Source organism: Pseudoxanthomonas japonensis, from assembly GCF_010093445.1.
GTDB classification, from domain to species: Bacteria; Pseudomonadota; Gammaproteobacteria; order Xanthomonadales; family Xanthomonadaceae; genus Pseudoxanthomonas_A; species Pseudoxanthomonas_A japonensis.
The window spans coordinates 69391-89266 of the sequence record NZ_PDWW01000019.1 but is presented as its reverse complement, the minus strand read 5'-3'; the positions used below and the strand labels follow the sequence as shown (position 1 = coordinate 89266).

Sequence of the window (19876 nt, the reverse complement as noted above, 5' to 3'; positions counted from 1 at the left end):
GGGAGGCGGCGGAGGCGGTGCGTCAACGATGACGACCGACGTCCGGCGTTCCTTTTCCTTTTCCGCAGGCGGAGCGACCGCCGGGATCAGCAGCGCAAGCAGCGCTGCCGCGTGCAGCGCGATCACGAAGGCAATACCGATGATACGCGGCCAGTTGAGGCTGTTGTCCTCTTCCTGTTCCCGGTACCTGTTGATGACCAGTTGTTCAGCCATGCGCCAATTAACTCAAGGTTGATACGGGCGCCGGGGCGCCTCGTTGATTCTGGATCCTGCCGATGGTTTTCATCGGCGGAATCCCCAGCTTATACCAATCCGACGCCCCGATGCCATCATCCAAACCGCTTTTTTGGCCTTCGGTGTCAGCGGCTCCCGTTACGGCAGCGCGATGATCTTCTTCGCGTCTTCCGGCTTCTTCAATCCCTTCTCCAGCGCGGCCCGCGCGGCGGTCTTGGCTTCGGGGATACGGCCTTCCTGCCAGAACACGCGTGCTAGGTTGAGGTAGGTCTCGCCATCCTTGGAGAGCGGGGCCGCCTTCTGCCACGCTTCGATCGCCTGCGGAATCTGCTCGGAATAGTAGTACGCCTGTGCCAACGCAAGGTAGGTCTGGTGATCCGGCTTCAGAAGACCTTTCTGCATGCCCTCGTTGACCACCGAGATCACTTCCTTTTCCTTTCCTTCCATGTTGGCGTAGGTGACGTACAACTGGCGATATTCCTTCTCATCGGTCAGTTGACCCTCGGCGCGCAGCTTCTCGAGGATGCTGGCAGCCTTGTCGAACTGGTCCGACTGCTGATACGTGGCCACCAGGTTCATCTGCGACTTCTTGTCGGCAGGATTCTTGGTTGCCTGTTGCTCGGCAAGCTTGACTGCCTCGGCTGTCTGGCCGGCCTCGGTATAGGAAGCGAGCAGGAGTCCGTACCAGTTGTCCTTGGGTTCCGGGCTGGTCTCGATGGCCTGCTTGAGAACCGGAATGGCCTCCGCATACTTTTCCATCATGTAGAGCGCTTGGCCTTTCTGGATCAACTCTTCCGGCTTGGACGACTTGGTTTCTGCGAAGTAGCGATCCAGGGTGGTGATACCTTCCTGGAACTGATCCTGCTGCAGGTGGATCTGCGCCAGCATCAACATGGACTGGTAATGATTGTTGTTGCTTAGCGAATTGAGCGCCAGCAGCTGCTTGAGGTATTCCGTCGCTCCCGCCAGGTCATCCTGGTTGTACGCCGCTTGGGCGGCAAGCTGGGCCGCTACACCCTTGTCATATTCATTGGCGTTGGTGTCTGCCAGGACTTCCTTGGCCAGCGCCAGCACTTCAGCATCGTTGTCTTCTTTTTCATAAGCCTTGTAGAGCTTGCTCAGCTTCCCCTGCATCTTCGAGGAAGACTTGAGTTTCGGCTCCTCTCGCGTGGCGTCGGGAAAACGCACCTCTTCCTTGCCAGACTTCTGCTGGCTGCGACGCGCGTTGCGATCCTCCGGGCGCTCGACAGCCGCGGCATCCGCCACGAGCCCTCCACCGAAGGTGGCAAGCAGCGCGAGACTGAGGAGAGTGGTCTTGGGATTACGAAGCTTCATGTCTAACCTCATGGGGCCTTGCGGGAGATGACACGACATCCCGCCGACGTGTAGGGCCGGCAAAACTAACAGAAAGCCAGTGGCGGCGGATACCGTTTCAGATGTTGCTAAGCAGCAATACCGTGGCGTGTGTCAGCCGCACTTCGGTGCGTTTCCGGCCTTCCTGGCCGCCTCGTAGGTGGGTACGAGGGAAGGGGCGTCGCGCTCCAGTTCGCGGATGCGGTTCGCGGGATCGGGGTGCGTCGAGAGCCATTGCGGTGAGCGCCCGCCGCTGGCGGCCATCATGTTCTGCCAGAGTCCGACGGCCTGGCGGGGATCGAAACCGGCCTGCGCCATCAGCCGCTGGCCGACGACGTCGGCTTCGCTTTCCTGGGTGCGGGAGCCCGGCAGCAGGAAGGCGGCCTGCGCCGTCATACCGCCCAGCTGGTTGACCGTGCTGGCCGCGCCATCGCCATATCGGGCGCCTGCCAACGCGCCCAAGACGCCCAAGCCCGCCTGCGCTCCCATCTGGCGGGTGATGCGCTCCTCATGGTGCCGAGCGATCACGTGACCGATCTCGTGCCCCAATACCGCGGCCAGCTGATCCTGATTCTTGGCGACGGTGAAGATGCCGGTGTTCACGCCTACCTTGCCTCCCGGCAAGGCGAACGCGTTGGGTTCCTTGTCGGTGAAGACGGCGGTCTCCCAGGCGACGCTGCGCTGCTCCGGCGGAAGCTGACGTACCAGCGCATTGACCACGCAGGTGACGTAGGCGTTCTGTTTCGCGTCCCGGTTGAGGGTTTCCTTCGCCTTGGTTTCGGCGAACGCCTGTGCGCCCAACTGGTCCAATTGCGCCTGCGACACGCCGCCCACCATCTGGGTGCGCCCAGTGGGCGAGGTGGTGGTAGCGCAGGCCGTCAGGCCCAGCACCATGGCGGTTCCGAGGATACGGAGTTTCATGCTCGCCCCCTGCGACATTGCGTGACACCCGAGTCTGGGCAAGCGCGTCTTAAACTTTCGTCAATCACATTAGACCGGCGCGCCGCCGTAAACCTGCAGGACAGCCAGCGCTATCGCATTGTTCAGGATATGGGCGGCGATGGGCGCCCACAGGGTGCCGGTCCGGCGGTAAACCCAGGCGAAGATAGCGCCCATGCCGGCGTAGACCAGGATCAGGAACACCGTGCTGCCCAGCGGCTTGCCATTGAGGCCCGGCAGTTCGTGGACCAGCGCGAAGACCAGGCTGCTGAGGACCAGTCCCAGGACCGGCCAGCCAGCCTGCCACAGCCGTCCGAACAGGACCCGGCGGAACAGCAGTTCCTCGTACAACGGCGCCAGCACGACCGCGAACAGCGCCAGGAACACCGGAAACCGGGCGAAACCGTCCCGGATCAGGTCCAGGTTGCTGGGTTCGAGATCCAACCCCAGGGCACGCCCACTGGCGCTCATCACCGTGCTGAAAACGAACGTCGCCAAGCCGGCGCCCAGCGCCCAGCCCCAGGTCCCGGGAAGACGCAGGCGGTCATGGGACTCGCGCCGCTCCACAGGGGTCGCACGGCGGCGCCAGACGTACAGCACCAGGGCCGTACCACCCGTGCTGACCAGTGTGGTGACGATCAGGAAGAGGACGGGCGGTGTACCGAGCTGCGCCTGCAACGCCTGCGCATCCGGCGCTCCTCCTTGCTGCTGCGCGATCCGGATGCCTTGCCACGCCGCCCAGCCGACCAGGCCCAGCATCAGCGTCGAGAACGAGAGCGTGATCGCGAGTACGACATCAAGGGCGAACGCCGGCAGCACGCTGCGCAAGGGCAGGGCGGCCGGCTTCGCTTCGACGGCGTCGGACAGGGGGCGCACCTCGCTCATTCGCGCGGCGTCAGATGTCGAGGTTGGAGACCTTCAGCGCGTTGTCTTCGATGAACTCGCGGCGCGGCTCGACGACATCGCCCATCAGCGTGCTGAAGATCTGGTCGGCGGCGACCGCGTCCTCGATGCGCACCTGCAGCAGGCGACGCGTGTCGGGATTGACCGTAGTGTCCCACAGCTGTTCCGGATTCATTTCGCCCAGGCCCTTGAAGCGCTGGATGCTGCGACCCTTCTTGGCTTCTTCCAGCAACCACGCCTGCGCATCGGCGAATGTGGCGACGGGCTGCGCCTTGTTGCCGCGGACGACCTGTGCGCCTTCACGCACCAGACCATGCAGGAGGGAGGCCGCTTCGCGCAGCGGACGCAGTTCGCCGCTCTCGAAAACCGATAGCGACAACACTTGTACCAGTTCCTCGCCCATGTGCCGGCGCGTGGCCAGCAACGCAGCCGGGCGCTGTTCGGTGGCGGGCTGCAGCGTCAGCGCGTAGCGCGCACTGCCCAGGCTGCCGCGGTTGAGCTTGGCTTCCAGCGCATCGAGTTCGTGGCGCTCGTCGATGTTCTGCTGCAGGTGTTCTGCATCGAGCGGCGTGAAGTCGATCAGCGATTCCAGCAGCACCGGATCGTAGCGGTGCGCATTGCGCGCGATCACGTCGTGGGCGGTGGTGAACACCAGCAGCAGCTTCTCCAGCGCCTCGCCGGAGATCGGCGGTTCGCCATCGGCGGGGATCAGCGACGCACCTTCCACCGCGTTGTTCGCGAGATAGACGTTGAGTGCTGCGTCGTCCTTCAGATACAGCTCCTGCTTGCCCTGCTTGAGCTTGTACAGCGGAGGCAGGCCGATATAGACGTGGCCGCGCTCGATGAGTTCGGGCATCTGCCGGTAGAAGAACGTCAGCAGCAGCGTGCGGATGTGCGAGCCGTCGACGTCGGCGTCGGTCATGATGATGATGCGGTGGTAGCGCAGCTTGTCCGGGTTGTACTCGTCCTTGCCGATGCCGGTGCCGAGCGCAGTGATCAGCGTGCCGACTTCGGCCGAGGCGAGCATGCGGTCGAAGCGCGCGCGCTCCACATTGAGGATCTTGCCGCGCAACGGCAGCACCGCCTGGTTCTTGCGGTTGCGACCCTGCTTGGCGGAACCGCCGGCCGAGTCGCCCTCGACGATGAAGAGTTCGGACAGCGCCGGATCCTTCTCCTGGCAGTCGGCCAGCTTGCCGGGCAGGCCGGCGATATCCAGCGCACCCTTGCGGCGGGTCAGGTCGCGCGCCTTGCGCGCGGCCTCGCGGGCGCGGGCGGCATCGACGATCTTGCCGGCGATCGCACGGGCCTCATGGGGGTGTTCCTGCAGGAACTCCTCCAAACGTGCACCGAACGTGCTCTCAACAACCGGCCTGACGTCGGAACTGACCAGCTTTTCCTTGGTCTGCGACGAGAAGCTCGGGTCCGGCACCTTCACCGACAGCACGGCGATCATGCCTTCACGCATGTCGTCGCCGGACAGATTGACCTTCGCCTGCTTGGCGATGCCGTTCTGTTCGATGTAATTGGTCAGCGTGCGCGTCAGCGCGGCACGGAAGCCGATCAGGTGGGTACCGCCATCCTTCTGCGGAATGTTGTTGGTGAAGCAGAACATCGTTTCCTGATAGGCGTCGGTCCACTGCAGGGCGACTTCCACCGTGATGCCATTCTGCTCTCCACTGACCGCGATCACGTTCGGGTGCAGCGGCGTCTTGAGGTGCGCCAGATGCTCCACGAAGCTGCGGATGCCGCCCTCGTAGTGGAAGTCGTCGTGGCGGCCTTCGCCGCGCTCGTCGACCAGCACGATCTTGACGCCGGAATTGAGGAACGACAGTTCGCGCAGGCGGCGGGCCAGGATGTCGTAGTGGAACTCGACGTTGCCGTGGAAGGCGGTCACCGACGGCCAGAAGCGCAGCGTCGTGCCGCGCTTGGTGGTGCTTTCGACCTGGGTCAACGGACCGAGCGCAGCGCCGTTGCTGTATTCCTGCCGGTAGTGGGAACCGCCCTGGAAGATGTCCAGCTGCAGCTTTTCGGAAAGCGCGTTGACCACGCTGACGCCCACGCCATGCAGGCCGCCGGACACCTTGTAGCTGTTGTCGTCGAACTTGCCGCCCGCATGCAGCACGGTCATGACGACCTCCGCCGCGGAGACTTCACGACCCAGCTTGGCGCTCATCTGCGCATGCTTGCCGACCGGGATGCCGCGACCGTTGTCGGACACCGAGACCGAACCATCCGCGTGGATCGTGACCGCCACGTGGTCGGCATGACCCGCCAGGGCTTCGTCGATCGAGTTGTCGACGACTTCGAACACCATGTGGTGCAGGCCCGTGCCGTCATGCACGTCGCCGATGTACATGCCGGGGCGCTTGCGGACCGCTTCCAGACCTTCCAGGGCGGTGATGCTGTTGGCGTCGTACGTGTTGCCGTTCGGTGCTGAAGAGGTCGTTTCGTCGGTCATTCGCTTCGTGTCGGCTGCAAGGCCGGCGCCGCGCCGCCGGGTCGGCAGGCGCAATGCGCAGGTCAAGGGATCAATGCGGAATTATAGCACTGGTGGGCACTTAGCCCCGGGTTCAGGCACCCGGGACTGGCTGGACCGTCCCCTGTTCCACGTGGAACAGCGCTGGACGGATGCCAGCATCGGCCAGCCCCATCGGGGACTCCGTCCCGGTGATAAAGACCTGCGCGCCGCTGGACAGCAGGCGCTCCAGGATCCGGCGCTGGTGGTGCCGGTCGAGTTCTGACGCGAGATCGTCCAGTGCCATGACCGGCCATTCGCCGCGACGACGGGCGAAGTCCTGCGCCTGCGCCAGCAGGCAGGAGAGGGCAGTCAGCTTGGCCTGGCCGCGTGACAGGGTCTCCCGCTGAGGCAGGGTGGAGTAGTCGATACGCCAGTCCGCCCGGTGTGGCCCGACCGTCGTGTAGCCGGCGGCACGATCCCGGTCGCGGGACAGCAGCAACGCATCCGCCAGTGAAAGCTCATGGCGCCGCCAGCCCGGCTGGAACTGGAGCGTGGCAGCCCCGAGCGACGGGGCAAGTTCACGGACCACATCAGCCAGATCGCCTTGGAGCGCGTCCAGATAGCCTTGGCGGTGGCTGGTCAGGGGCTCACCGGCCTCCGCGAGCTCGTGGTCCCACGCATCCAGCTGCGCACCGGCGATGCCCGCCTTGAGTAGGCTGTTCCGTTGTTTCAACGCGCGCGCGTACCGCCGCCACAAGGGGAGAAAGCCCCCTTCACGACCCTGTTCCACGTGGAACAAGCCCCAATCCATGAATCGGCGGCGCGGTTCGCCCCCGCCAGTCACCAGCGCGTGGCTGCCAGGCTCGAAGCTGACGACGGCCAAGGCGGCACAGAGATCCCCCAGCTGCGCGACATTCTCGCCATCCAGCCTGCCCGTCCATGCCTGGCCACTGTGCCGCAAGCCGGCCCGGCGATGACGGCCCTGGCTGGCTTCGCGCCATTCGACGAAGACCTCGACCGCCTCTGCGCCCGTCCGCACCAGTCCGTCCCGCACGCGTCCCCGGAAGCTCCGGCCATACGCCATCAGGTGCAGGGCTTCCAGCAGGCTGGTCTTGCCGGCCCCGTTGTCACCGGTGATCAGGTTGAGCCCGACTTCCGGTATCAGGGAGACCTGCGGGAAGCGCCGCAGCCCGCTGGCTTCCAGTCGGGTTACCTGCATGGGAGACGCCTCGCGCAGGACAAGGGGCGCGGGCTGTCATGGACCGGGGCGGGAAAAGGGCAGGGAACCAGCAGCGTCATGGATCAAATTCTAGCGCGTGAGGTGGCCCGGGCCATGGCCCGCCTGATTCTCGTGGAGCCCAAACGACATCGCCCGGCCTGAGCCGGGCGATGCATCGTGTTCCACGTGGAACAGACAGGTCAGAGACGCAGCGGCATCACGACGTGCCGGGACTTCTCGCTGCTCGCTTCGCGGACCAGGGCGGAGGAGTTGGCGTCGCGCAGCTGCAGGACGATGTGCTCGTCGCGCAGGGCGGACAGCGCATCCAGCAGGTAGTTCACGTTGAAGCCGATCGCCAGACCGTCGACCTTGGTATCGGCCTCGATCTCTTCCTGCGCCTCTTCCTGCTCGGGATTATGGGCACTGATCTTCAACTGGCCCGGCGAAACTTCCACGCGGACGCCGCGGTACTTCTCGTTCGACAGGATCGCGGCACGCTGGAGCGCCGCCCGCAGTACTTCACGATCCAGCTGCACTTCGCGATCGGCACCGATCGGAATCACCGCCGCGTAATCCGGGAAACGGCCGTCGATCAGTTTGGAGGTGAAAGTGACATCGTCGCGCTTCACCCGGATGTGGCTTCGGCCGACTTCCAGCTCCAACGCGCGGTCGCCGCCTTCCAGCAGGCGCTGCAGCTCGGTCACGCCCTTGCGCGGCACGATGATCTGCCGCTTGCCCACGGGAGCACCTTCCAGCTGCGACTCGCACATCGCCAGACGGTGGCCGTCGGTCGCCACGCAACGCAGGGTGCGCTCACTCAGGTCGAACAGCAGGCCGTTGAGGTAGTAGCGCACGTCCTGCTGGGCCATGGCGAACGAGGTGCGCTCGATCAGTTCCTTCAGCGTCGCTTCCGGCACTTCGATGCGCTCGGTGGCCTCGACCTCGTCCACCGACGGGAAATCGTTGGCAGGCAGCGTGGCCAACGTGAAACGGCTGCGGCCGGCCTGCACGGTGACCTTGTCGCCCGTCTGGCTGACGGTGACTTTGCTGCCATCGGGCAGGGCGCGAATGATGTCGAACAGCTTGCGGGCAGGAATCGTCGTCTCACCGTCCTGCGCGTCGTCGACCGCGATACGCGAAATCATCTCGACTTCCAGGTCCGTGCCCGTCAGCGAGAGCTGTCCGTTCTGCACCTGCACCAGGAAATTCGCCAGGACCGGCAGCGTCTGCCGGCGTTCGACCACGTTGACCACCTGGGCCAAGGGTTTGAGGAAAGCTTCGCGCTGCAGACTGAAACGCATGAGTGTTGGAGCCCCTTCGCTTTGGATTTTTAAGACTAAAAGCTTAAAAGCTGGTGGTGGTGGTAGGCATGAAAAGCCGGGAAAACCTACCTAACCCCATGAATTTGTTTTGTTTTTTCTTCTTCCAACCCGGTGGACAGGGTCGGCTGTAGCTGTGCTGGATCCTGTGGACAACTTTGAGGGCTGAAAACACGCACATCTTATCCACAGATCGTGCGCCCGGTTGCCCACGATGTTATGCGTTGCCCTTCCCCAAACGCTTGCCTACAGTGCGCTCCGGGTTGGGCAGCGCGGTTCTGCTGGCGACATGAGATGGCGCTGCGATCACCTGCGAACCCTACTGGTCCGGTACATGATCACCGCAGGCACGGCGCGATGAGAACTGCGCGCACCGCACCATCACATGCCTTGCCTGGAGAGGTGAAACACCGTCCGGCGACTCGCGGATAGCTCGGCCCGATACGGTCGGTCGGCTTACTCGCTGAGTTTCCGGATCAGCTTGTCCCAGTCCTCACGCAGCTTGCCGTCCGTCTCCATGAGGGTGCGGATCTGTCGGCAGGCGTGCAGCACGGTCGTGTGGTCACGGCCGGCAAACGCGTCGCCGATTTCAGGCAGGCTGTGTTCGGTCAGTTCCTTGGCCAAGGCCATCGCTACCTGTCGCGGGCGCGCAAGTGAACGCGTGCGCCGCTTGGACAGCAGGTCCTTGATTTGCAGACCGTAGTAGTCTGCCACGGTCTTCTGGATATTGGGGATGCTGATGGCCTGCTGCTGCGCGCGCAGCAGGTCGCGCAGGGTCTCCTGCGCGAACTCGGTGGTGATGGCGCGTCCGGTGAAGTTGGCGCGTGCGGCCAGCGTGTTGAGCGCGCCTTCCAGGTCGCGCACGTTGCTGCGCATCTTCTTGGCCAGCAGGAACGCGACATCGTCGGGGATCTGCGCACCTCGCTCGTGCGCCTTGGCCAGCACGATCGCCGCGCGCGTCTCGAAGTCCGGCGGATCGATCGCCACGCTCAGGCCCCAGGCCAGGCGCGACTTCAGCCGCGGCTCCAGGCCTTCCACTTCACGCGGATAGCGGTCGCAGGTCAGGATGATCTGCTGGCGGCCGTCGAACAACGCGTTGAAGGTGTGGAAGAACTCTTCCTGCGTACGGTCCTTGCCGGCGAAGAACTGGATGTCGTCGATCAGCAGCGCGTCGACCTGCTGGAAGCGGCGCTTGAACTGGTCCATCGACTTCTCGATCAGCGCCTTGGTCATGGCGCTGAAGAACTGCTCGCTGCGCAGGTACAGCACGCGGGCGTTCGGATTCTGCCGGCGCATCTCGTTGCCGGCGGCGAACATCAGGTGGGTCTTGCCCAGGCCGGTGCCGCCGTAGAGCAGCAGCGGGTTGTGGGCGCGGTCGCCCGGTTTCTGCGCGGCCTGCCAGGCGGCGGCGCGACCGAGCTGATTGCTGCGGCCTTCGACGAAGTTGTCGAAGGTGTAGTGCAGGTCCATGTTGCCGGCGAACGGCTCGACCGGCGCGGCGGCGCTGGCGGTCGTCGAGGGCGACACGGTTGCTATTGCGTCAACCGGCTTGCTGCGAGAGCCGATTTCCAGCGACACGTCGCCGTGGCCGGCGAAATAGTCCAGCAGTTCGCGGATACGGCTGAGGTAGCGTTCGCGTACCTGTTCCACGATGAACGCGTTGGGCGCGTAGAGCACCATCGCATTGCTGCGTTGTTCGGCCTGCAGCGGCTTCAGCCAGGTGTGTACATCCTCGGCCGGAAATTCGGCTTCAAGGCGTTCGAGGCAACGGGGCCAGGCATCCATCAGGTGGAACAACTCGCGTGTAGGGGCGACAGGTCATCCCGCAGTGCCGGGGGCAGCGCGGGGTGGAATCCATGGGGTCGGCCAGACTACCACCGGTGCCGGGACCCGCCAACGATCCTGTGCATAAGATGTGGATGACAGGACGAACGGCAGCGCGGTCAGGCGGTTGCGGGGAGATCCACATCGAAAGCACGCGGGGAGTTGACCGTAAGCTGGTGGTTCCTATAGAATTTCCGGTTCTTTCCACCCGAACACGCCCGAGGGCCCCATGGCCACCAAGCGCACTTACCAACCCAGCAACCTCAAGCGCAAGCGCGACCATGGTTTCCGTGCCCGTATGGCCACGGCCGACGGTCGCAAGATCCTGGCCCGTCGCCGCGCCAAGGGCCGCAAGCGCCTGACCGCCTGATGGCCTGGCCGCATCGCGGCCATGCTTCCATGCGTTCCCTGCATCAAAAGGAGCCCGCCCGTTCACGAGCGGGCTTCTTGCTGAGATGAGCACGGCATTCCCGCGCAGCGCGCGGGTACGCGCGAGCGCCGACTATGCGCGCGTGTTCGAACAGGCGCGCCGCACCTCCGATCCGTTGATGAGCCTGCACTGGCTGCCGGGCGACGGGCCTGCGCGCCTGGGCCTGGCGGTGTCCCGCAAGGTCGATACGCGGGCGGTCGGCCGCAACCGCATCAAGCGCCAGCTGCGCGAACACTTCCGTCGCCTGCGCACCACGCTGCCCGGTGGCGACTATGTCGTGGTCGCGCGTCCGCCCGCGGCGAAGGCCGATTCCGGGCTGTTGCGCGCAACCTTCGAACGCGTGCTGCTGCGCGCTGGCGCATTGCCCGCACCGGCACCGGGCGGCACAATGCCGCCGGGCTTGAATTCCCCCGCGCCGCCTCCCACTCCTTCTTCTCCGACCAAACCGGTTTCCGACGCCGGTTGAGACTGCCTGCCTGATGAACCAGACCCGTGTATTCCTGATCTTCGCCTGGCTGATGGTGGCGACCCTGTTGTGGCTGGAGTGGAACAAGGACAAGGCGGCGCCCGCCGCGCCTGCCGTTGCCGCGCAGACGGCCACGACGCCCGGCAGCACCGTGCCCGCCGCGGTGGTGCCGGCCTCGCCCTCATCGGGTACTGTCCCCAGCGCGCCGACGGTGGCGCCGATGCCCACTGCGTCCGCGAAGAACGCCGCGACCGCGCGCGTCACCGTGAATACCGACGTGCTGAGCCTGGTGCTGGACGGCGGCAGCGTGCTGCAGGCCGACCTGCTCCACTATCCCCAGAGCAAGACGCCGGGCAGCGGTCCGGTCCGTCTCTTCAGTGAAGAACCGCAGCATTTCTATGCGGCGGAGAGCGGCTGGGTGAGCAGTGGATCGAAGGCGCCGGACCATCATGCGTTCGTGCCCGAGAACGGCGCAGGCGAGGTGGCCCTGGCGCAGGGTGCCGACAGCGTCAGCGTGCCCTTCGTGTGGCAGGGTCCGGATGGCGTCACCATCCGCCGCACCTATACCTTCAAGCGCGCCAGCTACGAGATCGAGGTAAGCGACCAGGTCGTCAACGCTGGCACGGGCACGTGGCAGGGCACGGTCTATCGCCAGCTGCTGCGCACGCCGCCGCAGGTCAAGAGCGGCATGACCAATCCGGAATCCTTCAGCTTCAACGGCGCCACCTGGTGGGACGGCAGCTATCAGCGCCGCAAGTTCAACGAGGACTATCTGGAAGACGGCCGCGTCAACGCGCAGGTGAAGGGTGGCTGGATCGCCATTCCGCAGCACCACTTCTTCAGTGCGTGGATTCCGCAGGCCGACGACACCACCACGATCTCGCTCGATAATCCGGACAACGGCACGCGTGCGCTGATCCGCGAAATGGGTCCGGGCGTCAACGTCGGCCCCGGCCAGCAGGCCACCACCACCGCGCGTCTGTGGGTGGGCCCGAAGCTGGTCGACAAGATCCATGCGATCAAGGCGCCGGGCATCGACCGCGTCGTCGACTACAGCCAGTTCGCCATTCTCGCGCTGCTGGGCCAGGGCCTGTTCTGGGTGCTCAACTTCCTGCACGGCTTCATCGGCAACTGGGGCTGGTCGATCATCGGCCTGGTGATCCTGGTGAAGCTGGCGCTGTATCCGCTGTCGGCGGCGCAGTACAAGAGCTTCGCCAAGATGCGCAAGTTCCAGCCGCGCATCCAGCAACTGAAGGAACGCTACGGCGACGACAAGCAGAAGTTCCAGGTCGCCATGATGGAGCTGTACAAGAAGGAGAAGATCAACCCGATGGGCGGCTGCCTGCCGATCCTCGTGCAGATGCCGGTGTTCCTGGCGCTGTACTGGGTGCTGGTGGAAACCGTCGAGCTGCGCCAGGCGCCGTGGTTCGCGTGGATCCAGGACCTGACCGCGCGCGATCCCTACTTCATCCTGCCGGTGCTCAACATGCTGGTGATGTGGCTGACGCAGAAGCTGACGCCGGCGCCGGGCATGGATCCGATGCAGCAGAAGATGATGCAGTTCATGCCGCTGGTGTTCGGCGTGATGATGGCGTTCTTCCCGTCGGGCCTGGTGCTGTACTGGGTCACCAACGGCGCGCTGGGCCTGCTGCAGCAGTGGTGGATGACCAAGCGCCACGGCGAATCCGCCACGCCGCCGAAGACCGCGGTCGCGAAGTAATCCGCACCCACCGCGACGCCACGAAGCCCGCCCTCCGGCGGGCTTCGTGTTTCCGCTACGCTAAAAGCTCCTGCGAGCACTACCTCATGACGTCAGCCCACGACACCATCGTCGCGATCGCCACCGCACCCGGCGCCGGTGGCGTTGGCATCGTGCGCCTGTCCGGCCCGCGCTCGCAGGCGATGGCGGAGCAGATATGCATGCGTGCGCTGTCGCCGCGCCGCGCGCACCACGTCCATTTCCGCGACGCCGATGGCGACACGCTGGACGACGGCATCGCGCTGTCGTTCCCCGGCCCCGCGAGCTTCACCGGCGAGGACGTCGTCGAACTGCAGGCGCATGGCAGTCCCGTCGTGCTGCAGCAGCTGGTCGCGCGTGCCTGCGCGCTCGGCGCACGGATGGCGCGTCCCGGTGAGTTCTCGGAACGGGCTTTCCTCAACCACAAGTTCGACCTCGCCCAGGCCGAGGCCATCGCCGACCTGATCGCCGCCGCCGATGCCCGCGCGGCACGGGCGGCACGACGCTCGCTCGACGGCGTGTTCTCGGAACGCGTCGACAGCATCGGCCAATCGTTGCTGGGCTTGCGCGTGCACGTCGAAGCCGCGATCGACTTCGCCGACGAATCGATCGACACGCTGGGCGGCGAACAGGTGCGCGCGCGCCTGGCGGACGCGCTGCAACGCCTGGATGCGCTGATCGCCGATGCCGAACGTGGACGCAAGCTGCGCGATGGCGTGCATGCGGTGATCGTCGGTCCGCCGAACGCGGGCAAGAGCTCGCTGCTCAATGCGCTGGCCGGCAGCGACCGCGCCATCGTCACCGACGTCGCGGGCACCACGCGCGACACGCTGCGGGAAACGATCCGCCTCGACGGCCTGGAACTGCACCTGGTGGACACCGCCGGCCTGCGCGACGGCGGCGACGCGATCGAACGCGAGGGCATGCGGCGCGCGCGCGCGGAACTCGCACGCGCCGACGTGGCGCTGGCGGTCGTCGACGCGCGAGATCCGGAAGCAGGGCGTGCGGCGGTCGCCGACGGCATCGAGGGCGTGGGCACCATTCTGTGGATCCACAACAAGACCGACCTGCTGGCCGCCGTGCCGCCGGACGACGACGACCGCGTGTACGTGTCCGCGGCCCAAGGCATCGGCCTCGACCGCCTGCATGTACGGCTGCGAGCGCTCGCGACGGGATCCGCCAGCGATGGCGGCGATGGCGAGTTCTCGGCGCGCGCCCGCCATGTGGAGGCGCTGCGTCGCGCCGCGGCGCATGCCACCACGGCCACCGACCAGTTGCGGTACGAACAGCTGGAACTGGCGGCCGAGGAACTCCGCCTGGCCCACGATGCGCTGGGCGAGATCACCGGTCGCCTGAGCGCGGACGACATGCTGGGCCACATCTTCTCCACGTTCTGCATCGGCAAATGACCGCGTCGCGGCGCAGTCCGCCAAAAGTGTGACAGACATCAAGTGTGGGTCACGATGCGCCGACGTACTCTGGCGACCGGGTAGGGGTACCCGGAAGGCATCGCGCCATTCCAGCCCGGACGGGGCCTGGCAGGTTGCGGGTCCGTACTGATTCGCGACACCCGGCGCCGCGCTCACGCGCGGTCGACGGCGTGCCGACACCATTAGAAACGTACTTGGGGGAGTTGAAACGATGTCCTTGATCCAGACCACCGGGCGCCTGCGCTACGCCGCACCGCTGCTGCTGCTCGTCGCGCTGGCGGCGTGTTCCAAGCAGGACGAAGCCGCTGCGCCTGCCGCCGCCCCCGCGGCCGCGCCTGCCGCACCACCGCCGCCGGCCGTGTCCGCCGAAGTCCAGGCCATGGATGCCGACAGCCTGCGCGACGCCGCCACCAAGGCCCTGCGCGAGAACCGCATCTATGCGCCGGGCGGCGACAACGCCATGGAGTACTACCTGGCCCTGCGCGACAAGCTGCCGAACGACCCGGGCGTCACCAGCGCGCTGACCGACCTGATGCCCTACACGCTGATCGCCGCCGAGCAGAGCATCGCGCGCGAGGAATTCACCGAGGCCCAGCGCCTGTCGGCGATCATCCAGAAGGCCGATCCCAAGGCCCCGGCGTTGCCACGCCTGCAGCAGAGCATAGCCGCCGCGCAGCAGGCCGTCGCGCAGCGTGCCGTCACCGACGAGGCCGCCAAGACCAAGGCCGCCGAAGATGCTCGCCTGAAGGAACAGCAGCGACTGACGCAGGTGGCGGAGCAGCAGCGCGCGACCGAAGCCGCCGCCGCCCAGCAGCTCGCCCAGCAGCAGGAAGCCGCCCGTGCGGAAGCCGCGCGCCAGGAAACCGAACGCCAGGCCGCCGCCCAACGCGAAGCCGCGGAACGCCAGGCCGCGGCGGCGCGCGCCGCCGCTCCCGCCGCGGCGCCGTCGCAGGCCCTGCGCGCGGTGAGTACGCCCGCTCCGCGGTACCCGCCGGAAGCCCTGCGCTCGGGGACCCAGGGCGAGGTGCTCGTCGAGATCACGGTCGGCACGGATGGCTCGGTCACCAACGCCCGCGTGGTGCGCGCGACGCCGGCGCGCGTGTTCGATCGCGAAGCCTTGAATGCCGTGCGCCGCTGGCGCTTCGAACCGGTGGATGCGCCGGTGACCACGCGCCGCACGATCGGCTTCAGCCCCGGCTGATCGCGGTCGCAGGGATGGCATGCGAAACGCCGGCCGCAGCCGGCGTTTCTTTTTTGCGTAAGGGATCTCGCCTAACAATAGAAGGCCAGCGCTGGACCAGAACAAGGACGACGATTACTGTGCCGCCGCCCGCATGACGGGCGAACATCACAACAACACGGAAGGATTCCATGAAGCGATTCACTGTTGCCGGCGCCGTTGCGCTGGCATGCCTCACCCTCTCGTCCACCGCCGCCGCCACCGAAGCGGGCCAGTGGTACGGACGCCTGGAGATCGGCCACAGCGACCTGAAGGTCGAGGTCGACAACCTGAGCGCCGACGACACCGATACCGTCTACGGCCTGCGCATCGGCCACTACTTCACCCCGAACGTGGCCGTCGAAGGGTTCTACTCGATCCTCGGCGACCGCTCCATCCAGGGCATTTCCTACGACATGGATGCGGTGGGCCTGGGCGTGGTGGGCAAGAAGGCGTTCGGCGCCGACAACACCGGCTTCTTCATTGCCGGTCGCGCCGGTGCGCAGAGCGTCAACACCAGGCTGAGCGCCGACGGTGTGTCGCTGCGCGACCGTTCCACCAAGCCGTATGTGGGCGTGGGCGTGGGCTACGACTTCGACCACAACAACGGCCTCAGCCTGAACTACGACTACAACACCGGCGACCTGTTCAACGCCGACGTCACCGCGCAGACGCTGACGCTGGGTTACGAATACCGCTTCTGAGGCGAAAAAAAACGGCCACCGCGAGGTGGCCGTTTCCGTTGCGGCAATCGAGAACGATCAGCCCGCGATGGCCAATTTCTCCTGGTGGTAGCGGCGCACGGCCGCGAACCACAGCAATGCCGCCACGCCGAATGCCGCAGCGATGTAGATGCCCCAGGTCTGCGGACCGATGTACTCGTTGCGGATGACCTTCAGCAGCAGCTGGTTCTGCGCCAGGAACGGCACGGCGAACTGCCAGGGCTGGCTCTTCAGCGGATTGGCCATCAGCGCGAACGTCGGGATCATCGGCAACAGCATCAGCCAGGTCATGTGGCTCTGCGCTTCCTTCATGCTCTTGGCCGAGGCCGCGAGATAGGTCAGCAACGAGGTGCCGATGAACAGCATCGGCAGCAGGATCAGCAGCATCTTGCCCATCGAGAGGAACGACACGTTCAACTGACGGCCCAGCGTGCCCGCGAACTGCGCACTGAACTTGAATGCGAGCAGCGTCAGCAGCAGTGTGGCCAGGCCGATCACGCAGGCGGCGGCGATCTTGCCGCTGACCACGGCGCTGCGTGGCGCCGGCGTGGCCAGCAAGGGCTCCAGCGATTGCCGCTCGCGTTCGCCCGCGGTGGCATCCAGGATCAGGTAGGCGCCGCCGATGAAGGACGTCAGGATCAGCAGGTAGGGCAGCAGTATCGACAACAGCATGCCCTGCTTCGCTTCCGGCGTGGCCAGGTCCTGCATACCCACGTTCACGGGCCGCGCGACCGACGCATCCACACCACGCGCGAGCAGGCGCAGCGCGCCGACCTGCTGGCTGTACGCGGACAACGCGGCGTTGACGCGTTGGGTGGGGATGTCGGCATCGCGGCGCGTGCTGTCGCGCAGGATCTCGACCAGTGCGGGACGGCCGTTGCGCCAGTCCTCGGCGTACGCGGGATCGATACGCAGCGCCACGTCGATCTCCTGCGAGCGGATCGCGGCATCCAGGTTGTCCGGTGCCTTGCCGGCGGTGATGCCGTTGGTGGCGAGGAACTTGACCAGGTTCGGCGCATGTTCGGCGCCCACCATCGGAATCTCCAGCGTCTTGTCGACCTGGGTGCGGATGCGGTTCTCGGTCAGATAGCCCATGCCCAGCATCAGCGCGGGATACAGCAGCGGGCCGAGGAACAGAGCCAGCGCCAGCGTGCGGCGGTCGCGCGACAGGTCGCGCAGTTCCTTGCGCATCACCGTAAAGACGGTACGGAACATGTTCATGCCAGCAGGCCCTCCTCCGACCCGATCACCTTGACGAAGGCATCCTCCAGGTTGTCCTCGCCCGCCTGCGCACGCAGTTCGTCGGCAGTACCTGCGGCGACCACCGTGCCCTTGGCGATGATGACGATGCGGTCACACAGCGCGGCAACCTCCTGCATGATGTGGCTGGAGAAGATCACGCAGCGGCCTTCCTCGCGCAGCTGGCGCAGGAAGCCGCGCATCGCGCGCGTGGTCATCACGTCCAGGCCGTTGGTGGGCTCGTCGAGGATGACGTTGCGCGGGTCGTGCACCAGCGCACGCGCGATCGCGGTCTTGGTGCGCTGGCCCTGGCTGAAGCCTTCGGTCTGGCGGTCGAGGATGTCGCCCATGTCCAGTGCCTCGGACAACGCTTTCGTGCGTTCGGCGATCTGCTTGGACGACAGCCCGTGCAGCTCGCCGAAGTAGGCGATGTTCTCGCGCGCGGTCAGGCGCTTGTAGACACCGCGGGCGTCGGGCAGCACGCCCAGCGCGCGACGCACGGCGACCGGATCGCGGGCGCTATCCAGGCCATCCACGCGCACTTCGCCGCGGTCGGGCGTCATCAGCGTGTAGAGCATGCGCATGGTGGTGGTCTTGCCGGCGCCGTTGGGGCCGAGCAGGCCGGTGATCTGGCCGTCGTGGGCGGTGAAGCTGACGCCGTCCACGGCGGTGACCGTTCCGGTCTTGGTCTTGAAGGACTTGTGCAGGTCGTTGGCGATGATCATTCGGTCATGTCCATTGAAAGTGGCGGGCGCGCGGTGCGCGGCTCACGGCTCCCAGCCGTTGAAGCTGGTGAAGGGCGGTACGTAGTCCAGGCTGTCGAGGCAGGTCGCATCCAGATCCTTGGCGTTCGCGGTCTCCAGGAAGCGGCCCAGCAGCTTGGGCATGCAGCCGACGGCGAACGTGCCGTGGCCCTGGCCCTTCAGCGTCAGGTGGCGGCCGGCGGACAGCGTCTTCAGCACCTGCTCGCCGTAGCGCGGCGGCGTGACCGGGTCCAGCTCGCCCGACGTGATCAGGGTGGGAATGTCCGATGTCCATGCGGTGTGGAAGTCGGCAGGACGCTTGCCGGTGGGCCACGCACCGCATTGCGCCTTCAGGGTGTCTCCCAGCATGCTGCCCAGCACCGTGTCGGTATCACCGGGATCGGCCTTCAGCAGGTCCGCATCCTCGGCGCAGATCACCGACAGCTGCATGCCGTGCATGAACTGGTCGCCGACCTGCGTTTCCAGCATCTTCGACAGCGACATCAGCGAACCGTAGCGGCCCTGCTGCGCTTCGTTGAGGACCAGCGGCAGCAGGGCGGCGCCCTGCGGGTAGTACGAGTACATGCGGGTGATGCCGGCGACCGCACCGGCCGTCGCTTCGCCGCTGACCAGCTCGCCGGTCGACGGATCGCGGTAGTCGGTCTGCACAGGTGCTGCGGCCAGGCGCGTCATCAATGCGCGCAGCTGCCCGCGCAGGTCGTCGCCGAAGCGCGCCTTGCACGTCGGCGTCGCCTGGCAGCGCTGGAACTGCAGTGCCAGCGCAGCGTCCAGGTTGCGCGCATGCTCGCTGCCCAGCACCAGTTCGTTCGGCACCACGCCGTCGATCACCACAGCGCGGGTGCTGTCGGGATGTCGCATGGCGTACTGCTGCGCGACGCGCGTGCCGTACGAGCCGCCGACCAGGTTGATCTTCGCCGCACCCAGCGCCTTGCGCACGCTGTCCAGGTCGCGCACGGCATCGGTGGTGGTGTAGAAGCGCGGATCGGCCTGCAGCGACGCGGCGCAGTCGCGCGCGAACGCGACGGCCGCTTCCTCGCTCAGGTCTTCCGGGTCGCTGTAGGCGTTGCGGCCTTCGTCATCCTTGCAGGCCAGCGGGTTCGACTTGCCGGTGCCGCGCTGGTCGACCAGCACGATGTGCCGCGACTTGCGTACCTCGCGGAACGCCGCGTCGATGACCGGCCAGACCTGTACCGCCGCCTGGCCCGGACCACCGGCCAGGAAGAACACCGGGTCCTCGGTCGCCGCGCCTTCGTTGGTGGCTGGCAGCCACGCGATGTTCAAGGCGACCTTGCGGCCCTCGGGTTTCGCCGGGTCCTCGGCGACGTCGTAGGTCGCGCATTGCGCTTCCACCGTCGTCGTCAGGTAGGGCGCGGTCAGCGTGCAGGGCTTGAAGGCGATGTCGCCGTAATGGCGCACCGCCTGCTGGTCGGGGCCGGTGGCGGTGCCATTGCAGCCTGCCAGCAGCAGCGCGCCGAGCGCGGTTGCGAGTGATCGATGAAGAAGTGCCATGTATCAGTTCCGTTGGAGGCGGGTCCCAGCATGCCATGACGATGCAGCGGGACGGATGTGACCAACGATCTGTACGGAGCACGAAAGCGCCGGCAGGCCCGGCATCGCCA

General features: G+C 66.1%; 17 protein-coding genes and 1 pseudogene. 6 read left to right on the top strand and 12 right to left on the bottom strand.

Annotation, left to right across the window (positions count from 1 at the left end):
• From CSC78_RS13285 to dnaA, 8 genes and pseudogenes are all read right to left on the bottom strand, one after another.
• Window positions 1-213, bottom strand: a pseudogene (locus CSC78_RS13285) (energy transducer TonB); the annotation flags it as partial.
• A gap of 159 nt (window positions 214-372) precedes the next feature.
• Complete coding sequence (locus CSC78_RS13280) at window positions 373-1569, bottom strand: tetratricopeptide repeat protein (RefSeq protein WP_162338341.1); 1197 nt, start codon at window positions 1567-1569, stop codon at window positions 373-375.
• 132 nt (window positions 1570-1701) lie between these two features.
• Complete coding sequence (locus CSC78_RS13275; protein ID WP_162338340.1) at window positions 1702-2508, bottom strand: M48 family metallopeptidase; 807 nt, start codon at window positions 2506-2508, stop codon at window positions 1702-1704.
• Between the two features lie 69 nt (window positions 2509-2577).
• The gene (locus CSC78_RS13270; RefSeq protein WP_162338339.1) at window positions 2578-3411 is read right to left on the bottom strand and encodes a CPBP family intramembrane glutamic endopeptidase; all 834 of its coding nucleotides are present in this window, start codon (window positions 3409-3411) and stop codon (window positions 2578-2580) included.
• A 10-nt stretch (window positions 3412-3421) separates the two neighbouring features.
• On the bottom strand, window positions 3422-5887 hold the full coding sequence (gene gyrB / locus CSC78_RS13265; protein ID WP_162338338.1) for a DNA topoisomerase (ATP-hydrolyzing) subunit B: 2466 nt from the start codon (window positions 5885-5887) through the stop codon (window positions 3422-3424).
• A 112-nt stretch (window positions 5888-5999) separates the two neighbouring features.
• The gene (gene recF, locus CSC78_RS13260) at window positions 6000-7106 is read right to left on the bottom strand and encodes a DNA replication/repair protein RecF (protein ID WP_162338337.1); all 1107 of its coding nucleotides are present in this window, start codon (window positions 7104-7106) and stop codon (window positions 6000-6002) included.
• Between the two features lie 200 nt (window positions 7107-7306).
• On the bottom strand, window positions 7307-8407 hold the full coding sequence (dnaN, locus tag CSC78_RS13255; protein ID WP_162338336.1) for a DNA polymerase III subunit beta: 1101 nt from the start codon (window positions 8405-8407) through the stop codon (window positions 7307-7309).
• 474 nt (window positions 8408-8881) lie between these two features.
• Window positions 8882-10210: a chromosomal replication initiator protein DnaA gene (gene dnaA, locus CSC78_RS13250; protein ID WP_162338335.1), complete on the bottom strand. Its 1329-nt coding sequence runs from the start codon at window positions 10208-10210 to the stop codon at window positions 8882-8884.
• A gap of 268 nt (window positions 10211-10478) precedes the next feature.
• Here dnaA and rpmH point away from each other — a divergent pair, with 268 nt between their 5' ends.
• The 5 genes from rpmH (at window position 10479) to CSC78_RS13225 (ending at window position 15514) form a co-directional block, all read left to right on the top strand.
• A complete protein-coding gene (rpmH, locus tag CSC78_RS13245; RefSeq protein ID WP_027083663.1) occupies window positions 10479-10619 on the top strand; it encodes a 50S ribosomal protein L34 in 141 nt (46 codons plus the stop codon).
• Window positions 10620-10704: 85 nt separating this feature from the next.
• Window positions 10705-11145, top strand: coding sequence for a ribonuclease P protein component (gene rnpA, locus CSC78_RS13240; protein WP_162338334.1), 441 nt, complete (start codon window positions 10705-10707; stop codon window positions 11143-11145).
• A gap of 13 nt (window positions 11146-11158) precedes the next feature.
• The gene (gene yidC / locus CSC78_RS13235; protein ID WP_162338333.1) at window positions 11159-12865 is read left to right on the top strand and encodes a membrane protein insertase YidC; all 1707 of its coding nucleotides are present in this window, start codon (window positions 11159-11161) and stop codon (window positions 12863-12865) included.
• Between the two features lie 86 nt (window positions 12866-12951).
• Window positions 12952-14292 (top strand): tRNA uridine-5-carboxymethylaminomethyl(34) synthesis GTPase MnmE, encoded by a 1341-nt coding sequence (gene mnmE / locus CSC78_RS13230; protein WP_162338332.1) that lies wholly within the window; start codon window positions 12952-12954, stop codon window positions 14290-14292.
• 232 nt (window positions 14293-14524) lie between these two features.
• The gene (locus CSC78_RS13225; RefSeq protein ID WP_162338331.1) at window positions 14525-15514 is read left to right on the top strand and encodes an energy transducer TonB; all 990 of its coding nucleotides are present in this window, start codon (window positions 14525-14527) and stop codon (window positions 15512-15514) included.
• On the opposite strand, the gene CSC78_RS13220 is transcribed toward CSC78_RS13225, so the two are convergent.
• Complete coding sequence (locus CSC78_RS13220) at window positions 15501-15686, bottom strand: hypothetical protein (protein WP_162338330.1); 186 nt, start codon at window positions 15684-15686, stop codon at window positions 15501-15503. The two genes, CSC78_RS13225 and CSC78_RS13220, sit on opposite strands and share 14 nt — an antisense overlap.
• Here CSC78_RS13220 and CSC78_RS13215 point away from each other — a divergent pair.
• Window positions 15685-16236, top strand: a complete 552-nt coding sequence (locus CSC78_RS13215; RefSeq protein ID WP_162338329.1) for a porin family protein — start codon at window positions 15685-15687, stop codon at window positions 16234-16236. The genes CSC78_RS13220 and CSC78_RS13215 overlap by 2 nt on opposite strands.
• 57 nt (window positions 16237-16293) lie before the next feature.
• Here the strand turns inward: CSC78_RS13215 and CSC78_RS13210 are convergent, their stop codons facing one another.
• The 3 genes from CSC78_RS13210 to CSC78_RS13200 are packed head-to-tail and all read right to left on the bottom strand — an operon-like array spanning window position 16294 to window position 19766.
• Window positions 16294-17475, bottom strand: a complete 1182-nt coding sequence (locus tag CSC78_RS13210; protein WP_162338328.1) for an ABC transporter permease — start codon at window positions 17473-17475, stop codon at window positions 16294-16296.
• Window positions 17472-18218: an ABC transporter ATP-binding protein gene (locus CSC78_RS13205; RefSeq protein ID WP_162338327.1), complete on the bottom strand. Its 747-nt coding sequence runs from the start codon at window positions 18216-18218 to the stop codon at window positions 17472-17474. The genes CSC78_RS13210 and CSC78_RS13205 overlap by 4 nt, the downstream gene beginning before the upstream one ends.
• A 42-nt stretch (window positions 18219-18260) precedes the next feature.
• A complete protein-coding gene (locus tag CSC78_RS13200) occupies window positions 18261-19766 on the bottom strand; it encodes an alpha/beta fold hydrolase (protein ID WP_162338326.1) in 1506 nt (501 codons plus the stop codon).
• Between the last annotated feature and the right edge of the window lie 110 nt (window positions 19767-19876).